Here is a 20,618-nt window from a genome sequence, read left to right on the forward strand (position 1 = left end):
GCGTGGCATGGTGGAGCCATTATCGGACCGCCGGAAGCGCGCGGTGTCGGCGGGCGCGGGCGCGGCCGCCGAGCGTGACCGGGGCGCTCGATCACACCGCGGCCGGGCGGGGGCGCCGGGTGAACCGTGGCGCGCGCCCCCTCGCGCGTGGCCTTGGGGCCTCGGACGTTGGTACCGTAAGGGGTAGCTGTTCACCCCGGACGGGAGAGTCCTCGTGGCGGCACGGCCGACCTTTCGGGTCGGGCGGGCCGGATGCGGGGCGCCGAAGGAGCAAATTCTCCCCGGAATCTCTCAGGCCCCTGGACCGTCCGGGTCAGGCGACTCTGGAAAGCGGGAGTCGGCGCGCGCCGTGGACGTGGCGCGCATCCGGCCCCCCACCGAAGGAGAAAACCGTGTGCGGCCCCGACCTGTCGTCGGGTCCCTACCGGTGAAGCTCTCAGGTCTCCCGACAGAGGGGGAGTGGCCGGTGCGCGACCCTCGCGTGCCGGGTGGGACCCTTCAGGGAGTTGCACCGTGGTCGAGTCCGCCTTCGCGATGGGCGCCGGGTCGGCGTCGTTGATCGAGCTGGGTCAGGGGCTGCCGTTCGAAGAGCGGCATATCGGTCCGTCGGAGACGGACCGGGCCAAGATGCTCGCCGTGCTGGGCTACGGCTCGCTCGAGGAGCTGTCCGAGGCGGCGGTGCCGGCCACGATCCGGCTGACCGAGCGGCTGAACCTGCCGCCGGCGCGCTCCGAGGCCGACGTCACGCAGGAGCTGCGCGACCTGGCCGGACGCAACCGGGTGCTGCGCTCGATGATCGGCCTCGGCTACTACGGCACCGTCACCCCCGCCGTCATCCGGCGCAACGTGCTCGAGTCGCCCGCCTGGTACACCGCGTACACCCCGTACCAGCCGGAGATCTCCCAGGGCCGGCTCGAGGCCCTGCTCAACTTCCAGACCATGGTCGCGGACCTGGTCGGCCTGCCCGTCTCCGGCGCCTCGCTGCTGGACGAGGCGACCGCGGCCGCGGAGGCGATGACGCTCTCGCTGCGCGCCACGCGCTCGGCCGCGCGGCGGTTCCTGGTGGACGCGGACGTGTTCCCGCAGACGCTCGCCGTGCTCCAGACCCGGGCCGAGCCGCTCGGCATCGAGCTGGTGCCGGTGGACCTCTCGGCCGGCTCGCTGCCGGCCGGCGTCGGGCCCTACTTCGGCCTGCTGGTGCAGTACCCGGGCGCCTCGGGCGTCGTGCGCGACCTCGGCGCGGTGGTCGAGCAGGCGCACGCGGACGGCGCGCTGGTCACCTTCGCCGCCGACCTGCTCGCGCTCACCCTGCTCAAGGCGCCGGGCGAGTTCGGCGCGGACATCGCGGTCGGCACCACGCAGCGGTTCGGCGTGCCGATGGGCTTCGGCGGCCCGCACGCCGGCTACATGGCGGTGCGCGAGGGCCTGGCCCGTTCGCTGCCCGGCCGCCTGGTCGGCGTCTCGCAGGACGCGCACGGGCACCGCGCGCTGCGCCTCGCGCTGCAGACCCGGGAGCAGCACATCCGCCGGGAGAAGGCGACCAGCAACATCTGCACCGCGCAGGTGCTGCTCGCCGTCGTGGCCGGCATGTACGCGGTCTACCACGGCCCGGACGGCCTGTCCGCGATCGCCCGCCGGGTGCACCGGCACGCGGTGGTGCTCGCGGCCGGCCTGCGCCAGGCCGGGTTCGAGGTCGCCGACGGCGCGTTCTTCGACACCGTCGCGGTGCGCCTGCCCGGGCGCGCCTCCGAGCTGTGGCACGCGGCCCGCGCGGCCGGCGTGAACGTGCGCCTGGCCGACCCCGACACCGTCACGCTCTCCTGCGACGAGACCACGACCTGGGCGGACCTGCAGGCGGTGTGGCAGGCCTTCGGTGTCGAGGGCGCCGCGGCGTACGCGCTGGACGAGGCGGCCGGGGACGCGCTGCCAGAGGCGCTCGAGCGCGAGTCGGCCTTCCTGACGCACCCGGTGTTCCACTCCTACCGGTCCGAGACCGCGATGCTGCGCTACCTGCGGCGCCTGTCGGACCGGGACGTGGCGCTCGACCGCTCGATGATCCCGCTCGGCTCGTGCACGATGAAGCTGAACGCGACCACCGAGATGGAGCCGATCACCTGGCCCGAGTTCGCCAACATCCACCCGTTCGCTCCGCTGGAGCAGGCGGGCGGGTACCTGGCCCTGATCGGGCAGCTCGAGCGCTGGCTGGCCGAGGTCACCGGCTACGACCGCGTCTCGGTGCAGCCCAACGCCGGATCCCAGGGCGAGTTCGCCGGACTGATGGCGGTGCGCGCCTACCACCGGGCGAACGGGCAGGGGCAGCGCGACGTGTGCCTCATCCCGTCCTCGGCGCACGGCACCAACGCGGCCAGCGCCGTCATGGCGGGCATGCGCGTGATCGTGGTGGCCTGCCGGGCCAACGGCGACGTGGACGTGGACGACCTGCGCGAGAAGATCGCCAAGCACCGGGACGAGCTCGCGGTGCTGATGGTGACCTACCCCTCCACCCACGGGGTGTTCGAGGAGCAGATCACCGACGTGTGCGCGAGCGTGCACGAGGCCGGCGGCCAGGTGTACGTGGACGGCGCCAACCTCAACGCGCTGGTCGGCCTGGCCAAGCCGGGCCGCTTCGGCGCGGACGTCTCGCACCTGAACCTGCACAAGACCTTCTGCATCCCGCACGGCGGCGGCGGCCCGGGCGTGGGCCCGGTCGCGGTGCGCGCGCACCTGGCGCCGTACCTGCCGAACCACCCGCTGCACCCGATCGCCGGACCCGGCGCGCAGCGCGGCGGCGCGGTGGGCCCGGTCTCGGCCGCGCCGTGGGGCTCGGCCGGCATCCTGCCGATCCCGTGGGCCTACATCCGGCTGATGGGCGGCGACGGCCTGCGCCGCGCCACCCAGGCGGCGGTGCTCTCGGCCAACTACGTCGCCAGCCGGCTCGGCGCGCACTACCCCGTGCTCTACACCGGCCCGGGCAACCTCGTCGCGCACGAGTGCATCCTGGACCTGCGCGAGATCACCAAGCAGACCGGCGTCACCGTGGAGGACGTGGCCAAGCGCCTGATCGACTACGGCTTCCACGCCCCGACGATGTCCTTCCCGGTGGCCGGCACGCTCATGGTGGAGCCGACCGAGTCCGAGGACCTGGTGGAGCTCGACCGGTTCTGCGACGCGATGATCGCGATCCGCGGCGAGATCGAGAAGGTCGGCGCCGGGGAGTGGGACGGCGAGGACAACCCGCTGCGCAACTCCCCGCACACCGCGGGCGCGCTGGTGGGCGAGTGGACGCACGGCTACGACCGGGCCACCGCAGTCTTCCCGGCCGGCCCGGCCCAGGCCGTGGACAAGTACTGGCCGCCGGTCGCCCGCATCGACGGGGCGTTCGGCGACCGGAACCTGGTCTGCTCCTGCCCGCCGATCGAGGAACTCGCCGAGTAGGGCGGCTCCTGTACTGGCAGAGCACTGATACATAGCGCTGATAAAGCGTGTGGCCGGGGCGGCGTCCCCGGCCACACGGCTTTCTCCGCGGCCATCGGGCACTTCGGCGCTGTGCGGCCGCGCCGCCGCCCCGTGGCCGCCCGGGCCCGGCGCGGTTACGCCGCCAGCCGGGCCGGAACCAGGGCCGCGCCCTCGGGCAGCAGCGCGCCGAGGTCGTCGAAGGCGATGACGCCGTTGCACAGCAGCGACCAGCCCTGCTCGGGATGCGCGGCCAGCACATGGGCGCGGTAGCGGTCCGGAGCCTGGGCCGGGGGGCACGGCGGTTTGTGCGGACACGGGGTGCGCAGCGGTTCGCGCATCATCTCTTCCCTCCCCGGGATCGGTCTCGGCGGCGGGCCGGTGCCCGTCCTCCTGTCCTCAGTCTCGCGCGCCGCGCGGCCGCCGGCTCGGCAACGAGCCGTCAGTGCCCCGGATGCGCCCGTGAAACCACCCGGGCGCACCCCGGGCCATGACCCGCAGGGACTACCCGCGGTAGCCCGTGAGCGGCCCTCGGTGACGGGTCGGCGGTCCGGGCAGTGGAAGTGACGGCCCGTCAGGACGCGGGGCCTTTTAGTGACCTTCCCGGCGGGTAGGGGACCGGTCTCGGGCGGTTGGGCGCCCTTGGGCGGGATTTCCGGGCGAGGCGGGGACCGAGGCTGCGGCCCCCGGACGATGGCGGGCAGCGGTGAGGGGATGGACGGCGTGGGCGAGCGGTTGGCCGCGGCGGAGGTGCGGTTCGACGGGCGGGACCGGGAGCGTTTCCGGACACGGTTGACGGCGTGTCAGGACGTGTTCGAGCAGATGCTCGCCCAGGACCTGTTCGAGAAGGGCCGCAAGCTGTGTGGGATCGAACTGGAGTTGCATCTGATCGACGAGCAGGGCAGGCCGGCGATGGTCAACCGGCAGGTGCTCGAGCGGATCGCGTCACCGGACTTCCAGACCGAGCTCGGCTCATTCAACCTGGAGGTGAACATCGCCCCGCACAAGCTGGTGGGCACGATGTTCTCCGAGTTGAAGGAGGAGATGGACACCGCGATGCACTACGCCGACCGGGTGGCCGGGGCGTGCGGCGCGGGCGTGGCCATGATCGGAGTGCTCCCGACCCTGGACGAGGCGCACCTGGTGCGGGAGAACTTCTCCGAGGAGGACCGCTACGTCCTGCTCAACGACCAGATCGCGCTGGTGCGCGGGGAGGACTTCCGGGTCAGGATCGAAGGTGACGAGGAGGTCCTGGACACCGCGTTCCCGACCATCATGGCGGAGGCCTGCTGCACCTCGGTGCAGTTCCACCTGCAGGTGACCCCGGACGGGTTCGCCCGGGCCTGGAACGCCGCGCAGGCCATCGCGGGCGTGCAGGTGGCGCTGGGGGCCAACTCGCCGTTCCTGCTCGGGCGGCGGCTGTGGCACGAGACCCGGATCGCGCTGTTCGAACAGGCCACCGACTTCCGCACGGTGGAGCTCGCGGCGCAGGGCGTGCGGCCGCGGGTGTGGTTCGGCGAGCGCTGGGTGCGCGGCCCGGCCGAGCTGTTCCGGGAGAACGTCACCTACTTCACCTCGCTGCTGCCCCGGGTCGGCGGCGAGGACTCGGCCGCCGTGCTCGGCACCGGCGGCATCCCGCACCTGCCCGAGCTGCGGCTGCACAACGGCACCATCTACCGGTGGAACCGCCCGGTCTACGACGTCGCGCGCGGCAAGCCGCACCTGCGGGTGGAGAACCGGGTGCTGCCGGCCGGGCCCACGGTGATCGACGTGCTGGCCAACGCGGCCTTCTACTACGGCCTGGTGCGCACGCTGGCCGACCAGGACTCCCCGGTCTGGCGGCGGCTGTCGTTCGCCGCGGCCGAGGAGAACCTGCACCGCGGCGCCCGCGACGGCATCGGCGCGCAGCAGCTGTGGCCCGGCTACGGCATGGTCCCGGTGCGCCGCCTCGTGCTCGAGCACCTGCTGCCGCTGGCCGCCGAGGGCCTTGACCGCTGGCACATCGACCCGCGCGAACGGGACCTGTACCTCGGGGTGATCGAGGGCCGGGTGCGCACCGGGCGCAACGGCGCGGTCTGGCAGATCGAGCAGGTCAGGTATCTGCAGGAGGAGCTCGGGCTCGGCCGGTCCGAGGCCATCGCCTCGATGCTGCGGCGCTACGCCAAGCTCGGCCGGGAGGGGCAGCCGGTGCACACCTGGCCGGTGGGTCCGGGCGGGGAGTAGCGGCCCGGGGCCGCGTCCGTCCGGATGCGGCCCCGGCGCACGGCGCGGCTTCAGCCTCGCCCTCTAGGATCTCGCTCGTGACGGAGCAGGTGAGCGGGACGCGCGGTAGGCCCGGCGACGGTACGGGTGTCGGGACCGGCCTCGGCGGCTGGGGCGGGACGTGGACGAAGCGGCTGCTGTGGTTCGAGGTGGCCGCGGTGCTCGCGGTCGGCCTCGGGCGCTCGGCGGTGTACTCGGTGATCTCGCTGATAGGCACGCTCACCGAGGTGCACTCGGCCACCAAGCTCTCCACCCAGTCCGTCGCGCTCAACGCCTCGGCCGCGCCCGGACGCCCCTGGCTGGACCTGACCTGGCAGGCCTACGGCATCGCGTTCGGCCTCGCGCCCGCGCTGCTGGTGGCCTACCTGCTCACCCGCGAGGGCGTGGGGCTGCGGGTGATGGGCCTCGACGCCTCCCGGCCCTTGCGCGACCTCGGCTACGGCGCCGGCGTCGCCGCGGTGATCGGCGGCAGCGGCCTCGCGCTCTACCTCAGCGCGCACGCCGCGGGTCTCGCGGTGACGGTGGTGCCCACGACCCTGCCCGCGATCTGGTGGCGCATCCCGGTACTGGTCGGGTCGGCCTGGCAGAACGCGATCGTGGAGGAGGTGACCTGGAACGGCTATCTGCTGCGGCGCTTCGACCAGGCCGGCCTGCGGCCGCAGCGCTCGGACGCGCTCAGTGCACTGATCCGCGGCTGCTACCACCTGTACCAGGGCTTCGGCGGGTTCCTCGGCAACCTCGTGATGGGCCTGGTCTTCGCCAAGCTCTACCGGCGTTGGGGACGGGTGACCCCGCTGCTCATCGCACACGGGCTGATCGACACCGTGACGTTCGTCGGCTACGTGATCCTGGCCGGGCACGTGAGCTGGCTGCCGACCTGATCGTGCTCGGGTCCTGATCCGGCGGGAAGGGCCGAGGGCTCGGGACCGGGGAATTCGGGGGGACGGACCGGCCCGCCGAGGCCGCGACCCGCGTCAGGCGCGGGGGCGGTCGGCGGCGGACCGGTCGGGATACGGCGCTGGGCTCAGGCCGCCTGGAGGGACCGGGCCGGGCTGTGGCTTTCCAGCCGGGCGGTCAAAGCCTCCTTCACACCCTGCCACTCGTGGGCGAGCATCGAGTACAGATTCGAGTCGCGCACCCCGCCCTCGGAGGCCGGGAAGTGCGCGCGCCGAGTGCCCTCGAACGTGGCGCCGAGCGCCAGGATCGCGGCATTCGAGCGGGCGTTGCGGGTGTCCGCCTTCAGCGAGACGCGGTGCACCTGCCAGGTCTCGAAGGCGTGCGTGAGCATGAGCAGTTTCGCCTCGAGGTTGATGCCGCTGCGTTGGCCGCGCGGCGCCAGCCAGGTCGAGCCGATCTCCACGGCGTCGGGGATGCCCGACGGGTTGGTCCGCCCGTGCCGGGGCGGCCACACCCCCGCGTTCCAGTACTCGAGTTCCCGGTACCGGGTGGAGCCCACGACCCGCCCGTCGCGCAGGTCGATCGTGGTGAAGGTGACGGCGACGTGCGTATCGAGGTCCTCGAGCGCCACGTCGAAGTAGCGGCGCACGGCCGCCTCGTCCTTGGGTACGTAGGTGTACCCGAACGACGCGCGATCCTCGGTGGCCGCTTCCAGCAGCGGGCCGAGGTGTTCCTCGCGCATCGGTTCCAGCCGCACGAGGCGGCCGGTCAGCGTGATGGGTGCTGGCATGGCGCAATGATGCACGTTCGACGGCCCGGGGGGAATGGGGGTGGCCGATTTCCACCCGGGAGAATGAGGGTCCGTGCTCGGACCGTGACCCAAGGTTACGGAAACCTCAGGTCAACGCGGGAATGGCGGGTGAACTCGGGACGGCCCGCGGGTGGCGGAAAGGTGGCGCGGGCCGGAAACGGCTTTCCGCGCGGTGCGTGTCGCCCGGTCCGCGGCGGCCCGCGACGGCGCGGCGCAGGCCGGGGCGGTGCGGCTACGGCGTCAGCAGGACCTTGACGGCGGTGCGCTCGGCCATCGCCCGGTAGCCGTCGGCGGCCTCGGCCAGCGGGAGCACGAGGTCGAACACCGGGCCCGGGTCCAGGCTGCCGGCCAGCACGTCGGCGAGCAGATCGGGCAGGTACGCCCGGGCGGGCGCCAGGCCGCCGGACAGGGTCAGGTTGCGCTCGAACATCAGCCGCAGCGGGATCTCGGCGCGCCGCTCGACTAGGTCCTGCGGCACTCCGACGTACCCGATCGCGCCGCCCGGGCGGGCGATCTCCACGGCCGTGTCGAAGGCCTGGCGGGTGCCGACGCACTCGAGCGCGCTGTCCACGCCCACGCCCGCGGTCATGTCCCGGACCTGCGCGGCGGCCTCGACCGGGTCGCGTTCGTCCACCCGGTCGGTGGCGCCGAAGTGCTCGGCCAGGCGCCAGCGGTCGTCGTGCCGGGACAGTGCGATGATCCGGGCCGCGCCGAGCCGGCGGGCGGCGAGCACGCCGCACAGGCCCACCGCGCCGTCGCCGACCACCGCGACCGTGCCGCCCTGGCGCACCCGGGCCGAGACCGCGGCGTGGTGGCCGGTGCCCATGACGTCGGACAGGCTCAGCAGCGCCGGGTCGAGCTTCGGGTCGGTCTCCTCGGGCACCGGCACCAGGGTGCCGTCGGCCAGCGGCACGCGCACGTACTCGCCCTGACCGCCGTCCACCAGGCGCCCGAAGGTGTCGTCCCCGCCCCAGAAGCCGCCGGCGATGCACGAGGTGGGCCACCCGGCCCGGCAGTGCGTGCAGGTGCCGTCGGAGTACATGAACGGGGCGATCACCCGGTCTCCCGGGGCGAGCCGGGTGACCTCGCCGCCGACCGCCTCGACCACGCCGAGGAACTCGTGCCCGATCCGCCGGCCCTCGGCCGACTCGGGCGCGGAGCGGTAGGGCCACAGGTCCGAACCGCAGATGCAGGCGTGGGTGACCCGCACCAGCGCGTCGCGCGGATCGCGCAGCGAGGGGTCGGGGACGGTGGAGACGCGGATGTCTCCGGCCCCGTGCAAGAGCGTGGCGCGCATCGCGGGCTCCTTCCGGCAGGGCCGGGCCAGGCCCGGCCGGGCGTGATCAGGTCCTCGAGATCATGCTAGGCGCGGGTGCGCGGCACCGCCGGGTGAGCCGGACCCGCCGGGGGCGACCGCCGGGGGAGCCGGAGCGCGGCGGCGGGCGCACGGCGGGCGGACGGCCGGGCGCGGGCAGGGGCGGCGTGCGAGGCTGGAGGCGGCCGCGGGGCCGCCCGCGGCGGCGGGCGCGGATGTCTTGACGCGCGCGGCGGCGGCGGGGATGATGAGCAGAACATGAACCAGTGCTCACGTTTTGTGGGCCGCGCGCGAGGAGGACCCGTGCTCCTGTCCGAGGAACGCCACGCGCTGGCGCAGGCCGGTGCCCGGCTCGCCGCCCGCGGGCTGGTGATCGGCACCAGCGGCAACCTCTCCGTCCGCCGTGACGACCTGGTCGTGGTCACCCCGACCGGCGGCGTCATCAGCGAACTGACGGCCGAGCAGATGACCGTGATCCGGCTCGAGGACGGCGCCGTGGTGGACGGCGACCTGGCCCCCACCAGCGAGGTGCCGATGCACCTCGCGGTGTACAAGGCCACCGGCACCGGCGCGATCACGCACACCCACGCCACCACCTCCACCGCACTCGGCCTCGTCACCGACGAGATCCCGCTGGTGCACTACACGATGCTCTCGCTCGGCGGGGCCGTCCGGGTGGCCGACTACGCCTGCTACGGCACCGAGGCGCTGGCCGCGCTGGTGGTCAAGGCCCTGGAGTTCAAGCAGGCCGCGCTGATGCGCAACCACGGCTCGATCGCCCTCGGCTCGAGCCTGGCCAAGGCCGTGGACAACCTCGAGCTGGTCGAGTGGGCCGCGCAGACCTACCACCAGGCGCTGCTCGCCTCCGCGGTCACCGGCCGCGCCCCGCGCGAGCTGAACCAGGCCGAGCAGGAGGAGGTCATCATGGCCGCCCTGTCCTCCGGCTACGGCACCACCAAGAAGATCGCCGACACCACGGCCGAGGGCGCGTCGGGCGACGCGGCCGAGCAGACCGAGCAGTGAGGACGAAGGACCACCGATGAGCGCCTACGGCATCAGCAGCTACCCCGACGTCCCGGCGATCGAGGCGAGGATCAGGAACCTGACCGGCTCGCCGATCAGGACCCTGACGGCCGAGCAGCTCGCGGCGTACCACGAGTGGTACGAGAAGCACACCCCGACCTCCAAGCAGGCCGCCGCCGAGGCGAACGAGTACATCCCCGGCGGAGTGCAGCACAACCTCGCGCTCAACGACCCGTGGGCGCTGTCGATCACCCGCGCCGAGGGCGCCTACCTGCACGACGCGGACGGCAACAGGTACATCGACTTCCTGCAGGCCGGCGGCCCGACCGTGCTCGGCTCGAACCACGAGGCGGTGCGCGCGGCGGTGCTCGAGCTGCTCGAGCACTGCGGCCCGGTCACCGGCATGCTGCACCCCTCGGAGACCGCGCTGGCCAAGCTGATCCACGACTTCATGCCGGCCGTGCACAAGTTCCGGATGCTCGGCTCCGGCACCGAGGCCGTCATGGCCGCGATCCGGGTCGCCCGCGCGCACACCGGCAAGCAGCACATCATCAAGGTCGGCGGGGCCTACCACGGCTGGAGCGACCAGGTCGTGTTCGGCCTGCGCATCCCCGGCTCGGGCCCGCTCGAGGCCGCCGGCATCCCGGCGCCCGCCTACTCCGGCACCTCAGAGACCGCCCCCGGCGACCTCGAGGCGCTGCGCGCCCGGCTGACCGTGAACGCCGAGAACGGCGGGACCGCCGCCGTGCTGCTCGAGCCGGTCGGCCCGGAGTCCGGCACCCACCCGGCGCCGCACGACTTCAACGCCGCCGTGCGCGAACTGTGCGACGAGTTCGGCACCCTGCTCGTGTTCGACGAGGTGGTCACCGGTTTCCGGCTCGGCATGGGCGGCGCCCAGGGCTACTACGGGGTCGCCCCCGACCTGACCGTCTTCGGCAAGTGCGTGGCCGGCGGCTACCCGGCCGCGGGCGGCGTGGGCGGGCGCGAGGAGGTCATGGCTGCCTTCGCCGGCGGCCTGACCGCGGCCGGCCAGCGCGCCCTGACCGGCGGCACGCTCGCGGCCAACCCGCTCTCGTGCACCGCGGGCTACCACACCCTGCTGGAGATGGACCGGCTCGACGCGCCCGCCAAGGCCGGGGCGGCCGGGGACCGGCTGCGCGCCGGGCTCGAGGGCCTGATCGCGAAGTACGAGCTGCCCTACGTCACCTACAACTTCGGCTCCATCGTCCACCTGCACACCTCCGGCGTGCTGCACCTGCGCCTGGACGACCCCGAGTTCTTCGACAAGCTCACCCCGCGGCTGAAGATGCTCGGCCACATGTCCCTGGCCTACGCGGCCGAGGGCGTGATCACCCTGGCCGGCTCGCGCATCTACACCTCCATGGCGGACACCGACGAGGTCATCGACGACGCTCTCGCCGCCTTCGAGCGCGTCTTCGCGCAGATCCCCGCCTGATGCCCACCGGCCCACACGACGCCGGCGCCGACTTCGGCGCCGGACCGCTGGTGCTCGGCGTGGACCTGGGCACCGGCGGCCTGCGCACCGCCCTGGCCACCGCGCACGGCGTGATCCTCGCCGTGGCCCGGCGCGACCTGCCCACCCGGCTGCTGCCCGGCGGCGGTGCGGAACAGGACCCGGACGACTGGTGGCGGGCCACCGCCGAGACCGTCAGGGAACTGATCGCGGCGCACCCGCAGGCCGTAGACCGTATCAAGGCCCTGTGCTTCTCGGCGCAGTGGGGCGGCCTGGTGCCCGCCGCCGCCGACGCCACCCCGGTGCACCCGGCCCTGATCTGGATGGACGCGCGCGGCGCGCGCTACGCCCAGGACGCGACCGGCGGCGCCGTCACGGTGCCGGGCACCGGCTACGGCGTGCTCAAGCTGCGCACCTGGCTGGCCAAGACCGGCGGCGTGCCCACCCGCAGCGGCAAGGACCCGGTCGGCCAGGCGTTGTGGCTGCGCCACGAGCGCCCCGAGGCCTACCGCGCCGCCCGCTACCTGCTGGACGTGCCCGAGTACCTCACCCTGCGTGCGAGTGGCCGGGCCGTGGCCGCCCGGGACACCGCCGTGCTGCGCTGGGCCACCGACACCCGCGATCCGTCCACGCTCGCCTGGGACGAGCAGCTGGCCCGGATGGGCGGGCTGGAGACCGCGAAGCTGCCCGAGCAGGTCCCGGCCGCCACCCTGGTCGGCCCGCTCACCCCGGGCGCCGCCGCCGACCTCGGCCTGCCCGAGGGCGTGCAGGTGGTCGCGGGCACCGGCGACACCACCGCGGCCGCCCTCGGCGCCGGCGCCGTGCGCGACTACGCCCCGCACCTGTACGTCGGCACCAGCGCCTGGCTCTCCTGCCACGTGCCGCGCAAGAAGACCGACGTGCTGCGCAACATCGCCGCGCTGCCCGCCGCGGTGCCCGGCAAGTACTGGGTCGCCACGGTCCAGGACGTGGCCGGCCGCGCGGTCGACTGGCTGATCGAGAACGTGCTGGCCGACCCCGACCACCCCCGCTCCGCCTCCGCGATCGACCGGCTCACCGCCCTGGCCGCGACCGCGCCCCCCGGCGCGCACGGCGTGGTGTTCGCACCCTGGCTCAACGGCGAGCGCACCCCGGTGGACGACCCGTCCCTGCGCGGGTCCTGGTTCAACCTCTCGCTCTCCACCACCCGCGCCGACCTGGCCCGGGCCGTGTTCGAGGGCATCGCGCTCAACACCCGCTGGATGCTCGAGGCGGTCGAGCACTTCACCGGCCACACCGGGCCGGAGGGGCTCGGGCCCATCCGGTTCATCGGCGGCGGCGCGTCCTCCACACTCTGGTGCCAGGCCATGGCCGACGTGCTGAACCGGCCGATCGACCAGGTCGCCGAGCCCTCGCTGGCCAACGTCCGCGGCGCCGCGCTGCTGGCCGGCCTCGCGCTCGGCGAGGTGACCTGGGATCAGATCCCCGACCTGGTCCAGATCGCGGCGCGGTACGAGCCGAACCCGGACAACCGGGCCCGCTACGACGAGGCGTACGCCGCGCTGCGGGCCCACCACAAGGCGCACCGCAAGCTCTATGCGCGGCTGAATCCGCCCTCGGCGACGCAGCCGGCCAGGGCAGCGGGCTGAGTTCGCAGCGGGCTGAGTTCGAACCGCGAGGCCGGGCGCCGGTGCGCCGGGCGGCTCAGCCCTCGGCGCGCCGGGCCTCGCGCTTCTGATGCTTGCTCAGCGGCGCCTGGCTGAGGTCCTCGGCGCTCGAACGCAGGTCCTTGTAGCCGTAGCCGCGCCCGTCCAGCCAGGCCCGGGCCGCGGTCTCGGCGCGCTCGGCCGCGCGCTGCAGGTCGGCCTCGTCCTCGCCGGAGTCCTGGAACCGGAAGGTGAACGCCGGGCGCGCGGCGATGTCGTAGCTCAGGTGCCCCTCGGGCGTGAACGCGGCGGAGAGCACGTCGTGCTCGGCGGCCTCGGCCAGCAGGGCGGCGCGCTGCTCGGGGGCGAGGCCGGTGAAGGCGCCGCGGACGGTGATGCGGAAGATTCGGGTGCTCACGGCGTGATCGTATCCGCGCCGCGCGGCCGGCTCACCGGGTTTTCGCCCGCGCCCGAGTCCGCGCGGCGGGTGCTCAGCGCGCGGCGAGGTCGGCCAGGTAGAGCCGAAGCAGGGTCTTGAGCTCGGCCAGCACGGCCGGGTCGCCGCCCGCGGCGCGGCCGAAGGCGAACTGCAGCAGCACGTCCGCGACCCGCACCGCCACCTGCGCGTCGAGATCCAGCTCGGGGCCGTCGGCCAGTATGCCGCGGGCCACCAGGATCCGGCGTACGCCCGCGGCGATGGCCAGGTTGTTCGCCTCGTCCGCGCGGGCGAGTTCGGGCGAGAGGTGCCGGCCCGACCACAGCGCCACGTAGCCCGGGCGGGAGCGGTAGAGGTCCGCGAACTCGTCCACCAGCCGGCCCACCGGGTCGCCCCAGCCGCCGTCGGTCTCCTGGGCCGGGCGCTCGCCCTCGTGCTCGGCCGAGTACGCCTCGGCGTCGGCCACCAGCACCTCGATCGCGGCGTCGAACTCGCCGATGTACCCGCGGGCCAGCGCGTCGACCACGGCGGCCTTGTCCGGGAAGAACTGGTAGATCGAGCCGACCGGGACGCCGGCCTCCTGCGCGATCCGCCGGACCGTGAGCGCCTCGAAGCCCTCCACCGACAAGATCTCGTCCGCGGCCGCGAGGATCTGCGCCACCCGGGCCCGCGAGCGCGCCTGCCGCGGCTCGCGCCGGATCCGCGCCGGGGGCTGCTCGGCGCCGTCGCCCGGCCCGGTCGCCGCCGGCTCCGCGGCGCCCGCGGGTCCGGGGGCCTGGGCCGTGCGCGTTCCAGGGACCGCCACCACGTCCACCGCCTTCCGGCCCGTTTTCTCAATACGCCGCACCGTGAACGATACTGGGTGGCGGCACCCACGGAAGCACCACGGCACAACACCCGTGCCCGGAAAGGCAGGCGACGCACTCCATGGCAGGCGAGACTCCCACCCAGCAGCTGCGTGTACGCCTGCAGGGGCAGCGCGTCGAGGACTATCCGGAGCAGGCGCCCGAGGCCGCCGACGGCACGGTCCTGCGGGTGACCGAGGCCGGGGAGGAGATCCTGCAGCGCGTGCTCGCGCCGGTCACCCCGGCGATGTACGGCACCGACACGCTCAAGCAGCTGGTCGCCGACATGTTCGCCACCATGTACGTGGCCGAGGGCGTGGGCCTCGCGGCCAACCAGGTGGACGTGGACCTGCGCGTGTTCGTCTACGACTGCCCGGACGGCGACGGCGAGCGGCACGTCGGGCACATCTGCAACCCGGTCGTGGACGAGCTGCCCGCGGCCGAGCGGGTGCTGGACGAGGACGAGGAGGGCTGCCTGTCGGTGCCCGGCCCGTACAAGACCGTGGCCCGCCCGGACCACGCCGTCGTGCGCGGCACCGACTGGGAGGGCAACGAGGTCGTGATCGAGGGCTACGGCTACTTCGCCCGCTGCCTGCAGCACGAGACCGACCACCTCAACGGCTACCTCTACATCGACCGCCTGCCCGCGCGGGCCCGCAAGGACGCGCTCAAGCAGATGCAGAAGATGCGCGACGACGTCATGGCCAAGCGCGCCGCCAACGCCTCGGCCCGCTGAGGACCCGCTCGACCCGCTGAGCCACTCGACCCGCTGAGCCGCGGGTACCGCGCGCCGGACACCATCCGCGTCCGGCGCGCCCGCCTCACCGCGCCCGCGTCACATGGCGACGAAGTGGAAGCCCCGTTCCAGCAGCGCCGGTATGAAGATCTTGAGCGCCGCGACCGTGTTGGCGCGCACCCCGCCGCCGTCGTGCTCCAGGATGATCGAGTGCGGGTGCGTGTGGTGCAGCACGTTCTGCACGATCTGCTGGGTGTCCACGTGCGCGGTGTCCCAGTCCCGCGGGTCCACCGACCAGCCCACCGGGCGCAGCTCGCGCCGGGCGCAGGCCTGGAAGACGGCCTTGGACCAGTTGCCGTAGGGCGCCCGGAAGATCGTCGGGTGCTGATTCGCGTCGGCCAGCGCGTCGTTGCAGCGGTCCATCTCGGAGAGCACCTGGGCCAGGGTGTAGTGGGTCAGGTCGGCGTGGTCCCAGGTGTGGTTGGTGACGGTGTGCCCGGCCGCGGAGACCTCGCGCACCAGCGAGAGGTTCGCCCCGACCTGACGGCCGATCATGTTGAAGGTCGCCTTCACCTTGTAGCGGGCGAGCACTTCGAGCACCTGGGGCGTGTAGGCCGGATCCGGCCCGTCGTCCATGGTCAGCGCTATGCCCATGGGGCCGGCGTCGTCGACGTACCACTCCGGCGCGGTCGGCACCTTCGTGCCCGGCGGCAGCGAGGAGGACGAACTGGGCGAGCCGGCGGTGGACGGCTGACCGGAGGGCGAGGGCGAGCCGGGCGTGGCGGACGAGCCGGCGGTCGTCTGGCCGGGCACGCCGGGATGGCTCGAGGAGGCGGCCGAGGCCGAGCGCGAGGCGGAGGCTGAGGATCCGGCCGCCCTCGGCCGGATCGGCGCGCCGCCCCCGTCCACGGCGTACGCGGTGGCCCCGCCCGCGCCGAGCAGCGTGATCCCGCCCACGGCGAACAGGACCCTGCGGCGGGTCGCCCGGCTGCGCCGGGACCCGTCGGCCTGCTGCGGGAAGGGGAGCACGGTCAGTGCCTGGGTCTCGGCGTCGGGATCGGCGGCGGGACTCCACATTTCGTCAGTCACACAGCCAGGGACGCCAGACCGTACGGCTGGGTTGAGAAACTTCAGATGAATTTCATCAGAGTGTGCCTCAGCAATCGCGCCGCGCGCCGTCCGCGCCCGCCGGTGCGCGCCCCCCGACGCGCCCGCGGCTCCTGGTCAGGCTCCGGTCAGCCCCTGGTCAGCCCGCGGCGAGGGCGGCGCGGACCACGGCCGCGGCGGCGATGTCGAGGGCGGCGTGCCCGGTGGACTTGAACACCGTCAGCTCCCGCTCGTCCCGGCGGCCCGGGTGCGTGCCGTCGAGGACCGCGCCGATCAGCGTGACCCGGCCGGGCTCGAGGCCCTGCAGCTCGTGGGCGCCGGCGGGCGGGGCGGCCTGCGCCGCGCCGGGCCACTCGGCGAACAGCGCGCCCGCCGCGATCGTCTCCGCGTCCAGCTCAGGGCCCTGCGACCCGCCGACCGAGCCGACGTGGGTGCCCGGCGCCAGCCAGGACGCCCGGACCACCGGCTCGTGCGCGCCGGTGGCGCACAGCACCGCCTCGGCCTCGCGCACGCCCGCCTCGATCGAGGGCGCGACCGCGACGCCGAAGCGTGCGGCCAACTCCGCGGTCCGGCCCGGGTCCCGGCCGGCCAGGGTCACCTGCCAGCGCTCGTCCCCGGCCAGCAGCTCGAGCTGCGCCCGCGCCTGCGTGCCGGTGCCCACCACGACCACGCGCCGCGCGTCCGGGCGGGCCAGCGCGCGCAGCGCCACCGTGGCCGACGCGGCGGTGCGCGCGGCGGTGAGCGGCTCGGCGTCCAGGATCGCCAGGGGCGTGCCGTCGCGCTCGTCGAACATCGCCACCAGCCCCTGGTGGCTGCTGCGCCCGGGCCGGTCCGGGTCCTCGAACACGGCGATGAGCTTCGCGCCGAGGCCCACGCCCGGGACGTAGCCGGGCATCGCGCCCAGCAGCCCGTGCTCGGCGAACGCGGCGATGCGCGGCGGCACCGAGGCCTCGCCGCGGGCCACCGCGATCAGCGCGCGCGCCACCGTCTCCGTCAGGGCCTTGCCGTCGGCCAGGGCCGCCCGCGTCTGGTCGTGACCGAGCACTGCTATCGGCTCCACGGCCGCCTCCCGCATTCGTCGTCTGTCAGGTGTCTCAGGTCTGGAAAAGTCTCGCGATGACCTCACCGCGCGGTGGCCCTGGCCAGCTCGGCGCCGAGGCGCTCGGCCGCCGCGCGCAGCACGCGCTCGAGCTCGGGCAGGTGCGCGTCGTCGAACTCGGCGATCGGGCCGACCAGGGTCAGGGCGCAGACACCGGGCCCGCCCGGCTCGGTGCGCACCGCGCAGCCGACCGAGGCCACCAGCCGCTGGGTCGCGCCCCGGCGCACCGCGAAGCCCTCGACCGCCGCCCGCTCCAGCTCCGCGCCCAGGCTCGCCGCGCTCTGCGCGCCCGGGCCGGTCTCGGCCCTGGCCGGGCGCAGGTAGGGCTCGCGCTCGTCCGGCCCGAGTGCGGCCACCAGGGCGAGCGGCCCGGCGAAGCGGTGCGCCGGGAGCAGCTCGTCGCGCAGGTCGCTGATCATCTCAAGCCGGGCCGGGCGCACCACGTCCACCACCCGGGACCGGTCGGCCTCGAGTACCTGCAGGTTCACCATCAGGCCGGTCTCGCGTGCGAGGTCCTCGAGCACCGGGCGGGCCAGGCCGGCGAGCGAGGCCGAGCCGCTCGCGGCGGTGCGGGCCAGGCGCAGAACGGCGGGGCCGGGCAGGTAGGTCTCGCCCACCTTCGTCACCCAGCCGCGCTCGACCAGGCCGGCCAGCACGCGGTACGCGGTGGCGCGGTGCAGCCCGACCTGCTCGGCCAGTTCGGTCAGCCGGGGCGGACGGGCGGCGGCGGTCACCGCCTCGATCAGGTCGAGCGCCTTGTCGACGGCGGAGGTGGCGGAAGCGGGCAACGGGGTCCTCGTCACGGGGGCGGGCGATGGGTTAGGGTGTGCGACACACCGGGTGTTGCACACATTGAACCAGATGTTACCTGTGACGCAACACCCCGCAACACCGCGCAGCAGCAGCAGCGGCACCGCACCGCCCGGCACCGCGCCCCGACCCCGGTCGGCGGCCCGGGGCGCGGCCGGCGGCGGGCCCGAGAAGGAGGGAACACCCGCGATGGACGTGGCCTACCGCGGCGCCACGGTGCACGACGGCACCGGCGCCCCCGCCCGCCCCGGTACGACGATCCTGGTCTCCGGCGAGAGCATCCGGCTCATCGCGCCCGACCACGAGGTCCCGCAGGAAGCGCTCGCCGAGGCCGAGATCGTGGACCTGGCCGGCCGGTACGTCATCCCCGGCCTCATCGACGCCCACCAGCACATCGCCACCCCGCCGGACCGGCCGCTGGCCGAGGCGGCGCTGCGGCGCGACCTGTACGGCGGGGTCACCGCCACCCGGGACATGGCCGACGACCTGCGCCAGGTCGCCGACATCACCCGGGCCGCGCTGGTCGGCGAGCTCGAGGCGCCGGACATCCACTACGCCGCGCTGATGGCCGGCCAGAGCTTCTTCGACGACCCGCGCACCGCGCAGGTCACCCAGGGCGCCACGCCCGGGCAGACCCCGTGGATGCAGGCGATCACCGAGGAGACCGACCTGGCGCTGGCCGTGGCCATGGCCCGGGGCACCTTCGCCACCGCCATCAAGGTCTACGCGGACCTGCCCGGCGACCGGGTCGCCGCGATCACCGCCGAGGCCAAGCGGCAGAACTTCCCGGTCTGGGCGCACGCCGCGGTCTTCCCGGCCAGCCCGCGCGAGGTGATCGAGGCCGGCGTCGCCTCCGTCTCGCACGCCCACCTGCTCGCCTACCAGGTCGCCGCGCCGCTGACGATGTACAAGGACAAGCCGAAGCTCGACTACGCCCGCTACGCCGAGGGCGACGACCCGATCATGGTCGAGCTGTTCGAGCGGATGCGCGAACACGGCACCATCCTCGACGCCACCGCCGCCCTGTGGGCGCACATCGCCGAGGAGACCGGCGAGCAGGACGCCGAGGCGCATGCGCGCGCCGTGGCCAACGACGAGCTCTCCGCCGCCCTGACCGGCCAGGCCTTCCGCGCCGGGGTCATCGTGTGCGCCGGCACCGACCGCGACCCGGACCTCGCCGACCCGTGGCCCGCGCTGTTCGACGAGCTCGGCTACCTGGTCGAGCGCTGCGGTCTGACGCCGGCTCAGGCGCTCGAGGCCTCCAGCCGCAACGGCGCCAAGTCCGTCGGCGCCGAGGACACCATGGGCACCCTCGAGGCCGGCAAGCTGGCCAACTTCGTCGTGCTCACCGAGGACCCGACCGTCGACCTCGCCGCCCTGCGCACCGTCACCGAGGTCGTCAAGCGCGGCCGCCGGCACGAGCGCGCCGCCTTCGCCCACCCCGCCGCCTGACAGGAGACGAGCACCGCATGAGCACCGCGACCGAATACGTCCGCGCCGACCTCGGCTTCCCCGTCGTCAACGCGCTGGGCGAGATGTCCAACCCGAACGCCGGCCAGGAGACCGCCGGCTCGCTGCAGCAGACCAGCGAAGAGATGGTGGTGGACGACCGCGCCATCGGCGAGTCGCTGGCCTCCGGGCTGAGCGCCGTGAACATCACCCTCGGCTACACCCTGGGCGACCACCCGCCCTACGAGCACACCGTGCACGAGCTCGACGTCTGGGACGGCATCCTCGCCTCCCGCCCCGAGCTCGTCAAGGTCCGTACGGCCGAGGACATCAGGGCCGCGCACCGCGACGGCCGGGTGGGCGTGATCTACGGCTTCCAGAACGCCGTGGCCGTGGGCGAGGACCCGGCCCTGATCGACGCGCGCGTGGGCGAGTTCGCCGACCGCGGCGTGCGGGTGATCCAGCTGACCTACAACCCGGCCAACCACCTCGGCGACGGCGCGATGGCGCCGCACAACCGTGGCCTGACCGACTTCGGCCGCCAGGTCGTGGACAGCCTCAACGCGCACAAGGTCATGGTCGACCTCTCCCACAGCGGCGAGAGCACCTGCCTGGACGCGGTGCGCTACTCGGCCGAGCCGATCTCGATCAACCACACCGGCTGCCGGGCCGTGGCCGACCTGCCGCGCAACAAGACCGACGAGGAGCTGCGCCTGGTCGCCGAGCGCGGCGGCTTCGTCGGGATCTACTTCATGCCGTTCCTCACCCTGTCCGGGCACGCGCACGCCGCCGACGTGGTCGAGCACATCGTGCACGCCGTGAACGTGTGCGGCGAGGACGCGGTGGGCATCGGCTCCGACGGCTCGGTCACCGCGATCGACGACCTCGACGCGTACCGCGACCACCTCGCCGAGCACGTCGCCCTGCGCGCCGCGGCCGGTGTGGGCGCGGCCGGCGAGCGTGCCGACACGCTGCCGTTCGTGATCGACCTGCGCGGCGTGGACCAGTTCCGTACCCTGATCCGCCTGCTGGAGGAGCGCGGGTACAACCAGGAGCGCATCGCCAAGATCATGGGCGGGAACTTCATCGCCTACGGCGAGCGGATCTGGGGGGCGTAAGCCGCCCCTGGGTCGCGACCGACCCACAACACACGAGCCGCGAGCGGTCCGGGACGAGGATGTCCCGGGCCGCTCGCTTTTTTTCAGCCACGCGACAAGCCGACAGCGGCGATCAGGGCACGGAGATCACGGTGCCGGGGTGGGGCCGGGGGAGTCGG

The 20,618-nt window shown here is 74.1% G+C and carries 17 protein-coding genes and 2 riboswitches; of the genes, 9 read left to right on the top strand and 8 right to left on the bottom strand.

Going from position 1 to position 20,618, the window contains the following annotated elements:
* Nucleotides 1-191: 191 nt before the first annotated feature.
* Nucleotides 192-317: riboswitch (glycine riboswitch) on the top strand.
* Nucleotides 318-462, top strand: a riboswitch (glycine riboswitch). It begins immediately after the preceding riboswitch.
* Between the two features lie 72 nt (nucleotides 463-534).
* The gene (gcvP, locus tag KDL01_RS25860) at nucleotides 535-3,435 is read left to right on the top strand and encodes an aminomethyl-transferring glycine dehydrogenase (RefSeq protein WP_212531222.1); all 2,901 of its coding nucleotides are present in this window, start codon (nucleotides 535-537) and stop codon (nucleotides 3,433-3,435) included.
* A 155-nt stretch (nucleotides 3,436-3,590) separates the two neighbouring features.
* Here gcvP and KDL01_RS25865 read toward each other — a convergent pair whose 3' ends face one another.
* Nucleotides 3,591-3,797 (bottom strand): DUF5999 family protein, encoded by a 207-nt coding sequence (locus tag KDL01_RS25865; protein WP_212531207.1) that lies wholly within the window; start codon nucleotides 3,795-3,797, stop codon nucleotides 3,591-3,593.
* 379 nt (nucleotides 3,798-4,176) lie between these two features.
* On the opposite strand from KDL01_RS25865, the gene KDL01_RS25870 reads away from it, so the two are divergent.
* Nucleotides 4,177-5,676, top strand: a complete 1,500-nt coding sequence (locus tag KDL01_RS25870) for a glutamate-cysteine ligase family protein (protein ID WP_212531208.1) — start codon at nucleotides 4,177-4,179, stop codon at nucleotides 5,674-5,676.
* Between the two features lie 77 nt (nucleotides 5,677-5,753).
* Nucleotides 5,754-6,596 (top strand): CPBP family intramembrane glutamic endopeptidase, encoded by an 843-nt coding sequence (locus tag KDL01_RS45435; RefSeq protein ID WP_307846595.1) that lies wholly within the window; start codon nucleotides 5,754-5,756, stop codon nucleotides 6,594-6,596.
* 143 nt (nucleotides 6,597-6,739) lie between these two features.
* Here the strand turns inward: KDL01_RS45435 and KDL01_RS25880 are convergent, their stop codons facing one another.
* Together KDL01_RS25880 and KDL01_RS25885 are read right to left on the bottom strand one after the other, a co-directional pair.
* A complete protein-coding gene (locus KDL01_RS25880) occupies nucleotides 6,740-7,402 on the bottom strand; it encodes a GNAT family N-acetyltransferase (protein WP_212531209.1) in 663 nt (220 codons plus the stop codon).
* Between the two features lie 253 nt (nucleotides 7,403-7,655).
* Nucleotides 7,656-8,720, bottom strand: a complete 1,065-nt coding sequence (locus tag KDL01_RS25885; RefSeq protein ID WP_212531210.1) for a zinc-dependent alcohol dehydrogenase family protein — start codon at nucleotides 8,718-8,720, stop codon at nucleotides 7,656-7,658.
* A gap of 321 nt (nucleotides 8,721-9,041) precedes the next feature.
* On the opposite strand from KDL01_RS25885, the gene KDL01_RS25890 reads away from it, so the two are divergent.
* Genes KDL01_RS25890 through KDL01_RS25900 form a run of 3 tightly spaced genes read left to right on the top strand, consistent with a single transcriptional unit; the run spans nucleotide 9,042 to nucleotide 12,863 of the window.
* Nucleotides 9,042-9,761 (top strand): class II aldolase/adducin family protein, encoded by a 720-nt coding sequence (locus tag KDL01_RS25890; RefSeq protein WP_212531211.1) that lies wholly within the window; start codon nucleotides 9,042-9,044, stop codon nucleotides 9,759-9,761.
* A gap of 16 nt (nucleotides 9,762-9,777) precedes the next feature.
* Nucleotides 9,778-11,217 carry an aspartate aminotransferase family protein gene (locus KDL01_RS25895; protein WP_212531212.1) on the top strand — a complete coding sequence of 480 codons (1,440 nt, stop codon included), beginning with the start codon at nucleotides 9,778-9,780 and terminating at the stop codon, nucleotides 11,215-11,217.
* Complete coding sequence (locus KDL01_RS25900; RefSeq protein ID WP_212531213.1) at nucleotides 11,217-12,863, top strand: xylulokinase; 1,647 nt, start codon at nucleotides 11,217-11,219, stop codon at nucleotides 12,861-12,863. Before KDL01_RS25895 ends, KDL01_RS25900 begins: the two co-directional genes overlap by 1 nt.
* A 55-nt stretch (nucleotides 12,864-12,918) precedes the next feature.
* On the opposite strand, the gene KDL01_RS25905 is transcribed toward KDL01_RS25900, so the two are convergent.
* Both KDL01_RS25905 and KDL01_RS25910 read right to left on the bottom strand, forming a co-directional pair.
* Nucleotides 12,919-13,278 (bottom strand): DUF6204 family protein, encoded by a 360-nt coding sequence (locus tag KDL01_RS25905; RefSeq protein WP_212531214.1) that lies wholly within the window; start codon nucleotides 13,276-13,278, stop codon nucleotides 12,919-12,921.
* A gap of 73 nt (nucleotides 13,279-13,351) precedes the next feature.
* On the bottom strand, nucleotides 13,352-14,104 hold the full coding sequence (locus KDL01_RS25910; RefSeq protein WP_212531215.1) for a TetR/AcrR family transcriptional regulator: 753 nt from the start codon (nucleotides 14,102-14,104) through the stop codon (nucleotides 13,352-13,354).
* A gap of 119 nt (nucleotides 14,105-14,223) precedes the next feature.
* Between KDL01_RS25910 and def the strand changes: the two genes are divergently transcribed.
* Nucleotides 14,224-14,877 (top strand): peptide deformylase, encoded by a 654-nt coding sequence (gene def / locus KDL01_RS25915; protein ID WP_212531216.1) that lies wholly within the window; start codon nucleotides 14,224-14,226, stop codon nucleotides 14,875-14,877.
* A 99-nt stretch (nucleotides 14,878-14,976) separates the two neighbouring features.
* On the opposite strand, the gene KDL01_RS45440 is transcribed toward def, so the two are convergent.
* The 3 genes from KDL01_RS45440 to KDL01_RS25930 form a co-directional block, all read right to left on the bottom strand.
* Entirely contained in the window at nucleotides 14,977-15,966 is a 990-nt protein-coding gene (locus KDL01_RS45440) for a polysaccharide deacetylase family protein (protein ID WP_212531217.1), read from the bottom strand.
* Nucleotides 15,967-16,123: 157 nt separating this feature from the next.
* The gene (locus tag KDL01_RS25925) at nucleotides 16,124-17,044 is read right to left on the bottom strand and encodes an ornithine cyclodeaminase family protein (RefSeq protein ID WP_212531218.1); all 921 of its coding nucleotides are present in this window, start codon (nucleotides 17,042-17,044) and stop codon (nucleotides 16,124-16,126) included.
* Between the two features lie 62 nt (nucleotides 17,045-17,106).
* Complete coding sequence (locus KDL01_RS25930) at nucleotides 17,107-17,871, bottom strand: IclR family transcriptional regulator (protein WP_212531219.1); 765 nt, start codon at nucleotides 17,869-17,871, stop codon at nucleotides 17,107-17,109.
* Between the two features lie 211 nt (nucleotides 17,872-18,082).
* On the opposite strand from KDL01_RS25930, the gene KDL01_RS25935 reads away from it, so the two are divergent.
* Together KDL01_RS25935 and KDL01_RS25940 are read left to right on the top strand one after the other, a co-directional pair.
* The gene (locus KDL01_RS25935; protein WP_212531220.1) at nucleotides 18,083-19,345 is read left to right on the top strand and encodes an amidohydrolase family protein; all 1,263 of its coding nucleotides are present in this window, start codon (nucleotides 18,083-18,085) and stop codon (nucleotides 19,343-19,345) included.
* Between the two features lie 17 nt (nucleotides 19,346-19,362).
* Nucleotides 19,363-20,460: a dipeptidase gene (locus tag KDL01_RS25940; protein WP_212531221.1), complete on the top strand. Its 1,098-nt coding sequence runs from the start codon at nucleotides 19,363-19,365 to the stop codon at nucleotides 20,458-20,460.
* Nucleotides 20,461-20,618 lie beyond the last annotated feature (158 nt).

Origin of the sequence: Actinospica durhamensis (genome assembly GCF_018139695.1) — a bacterium.
Classification (GTDB): domain Bacteria; phylum Actinomycetota; class Actinomycetes; order Streptomycetales; family Catenulisporaceae; genus Actinospica; species Actinospica durhamensis.

Bases quoted from the DNA above. Each gene is read 5' to 3' on its own strand.
- KDL01_RS25880 (WP_212531209.1), bottom strand. From the start codon at position 7,402: ATGCCAGCACCCATCACGCTGACCGGCCGCCTCGTGCGGCTGGAACCG.
- KDL01_RS25940 (WP_212531221.1), top strand. From the start codon at position 19,363: ATGAGCACCGCGACCGAATACGTCCGCGCCGACCTCGGCTTCCCCGTC.
- KDL01_RS25885 (WP_212531210.1), bottom strand. From the start codon at position 8,720: ATGCGCGCCACGCTCTTGCACGGGGCCGGAGACATCCGCGTCTCCACC.
- KDL01_RS25865 (WP_212531207.1), bottom strand. From the start codon at position 3,797: ATGATGCGCGAACCGCTGCGCACCCCGTGTCCGCACAAACCGCCGTGC.
- def (WP_212531216.1), top strand. From the start codon at position 14,224: ATGGCAGGCGAGACTCCCACCCAGCAGCTGCGTGTACGCCTGCAGGGG.
- KDL01_RS25895 (WP_212531212.1), top strand. From the start codon at position 9,778: ATGAGCGCCTACGGCATCAGCAGCTACCCCGACGTCCCGGCGATCGAG.
- KDL01_RS25900 (WP_212531213.1), top strand. From the start codon at position 11,217: ATGCCCACCGGCCCACACGACGCCGGCGCCGACTTCGGCGCCGGACCG.
- gcvP (WP_212531222.1), top strand. From the start codon at position 535: ATGGGCGCCGGGTCGGCGTCGTTGATCGAGCTGGGTCAGGGGCTGCCG.
- KDL01_RS25935 (WP_212531220.1), top strand. From the start codon at position 18,083: ATGGACGTGGCCTACCGCGGCGCCACGGTGCACGACGGCACCGGCGCC.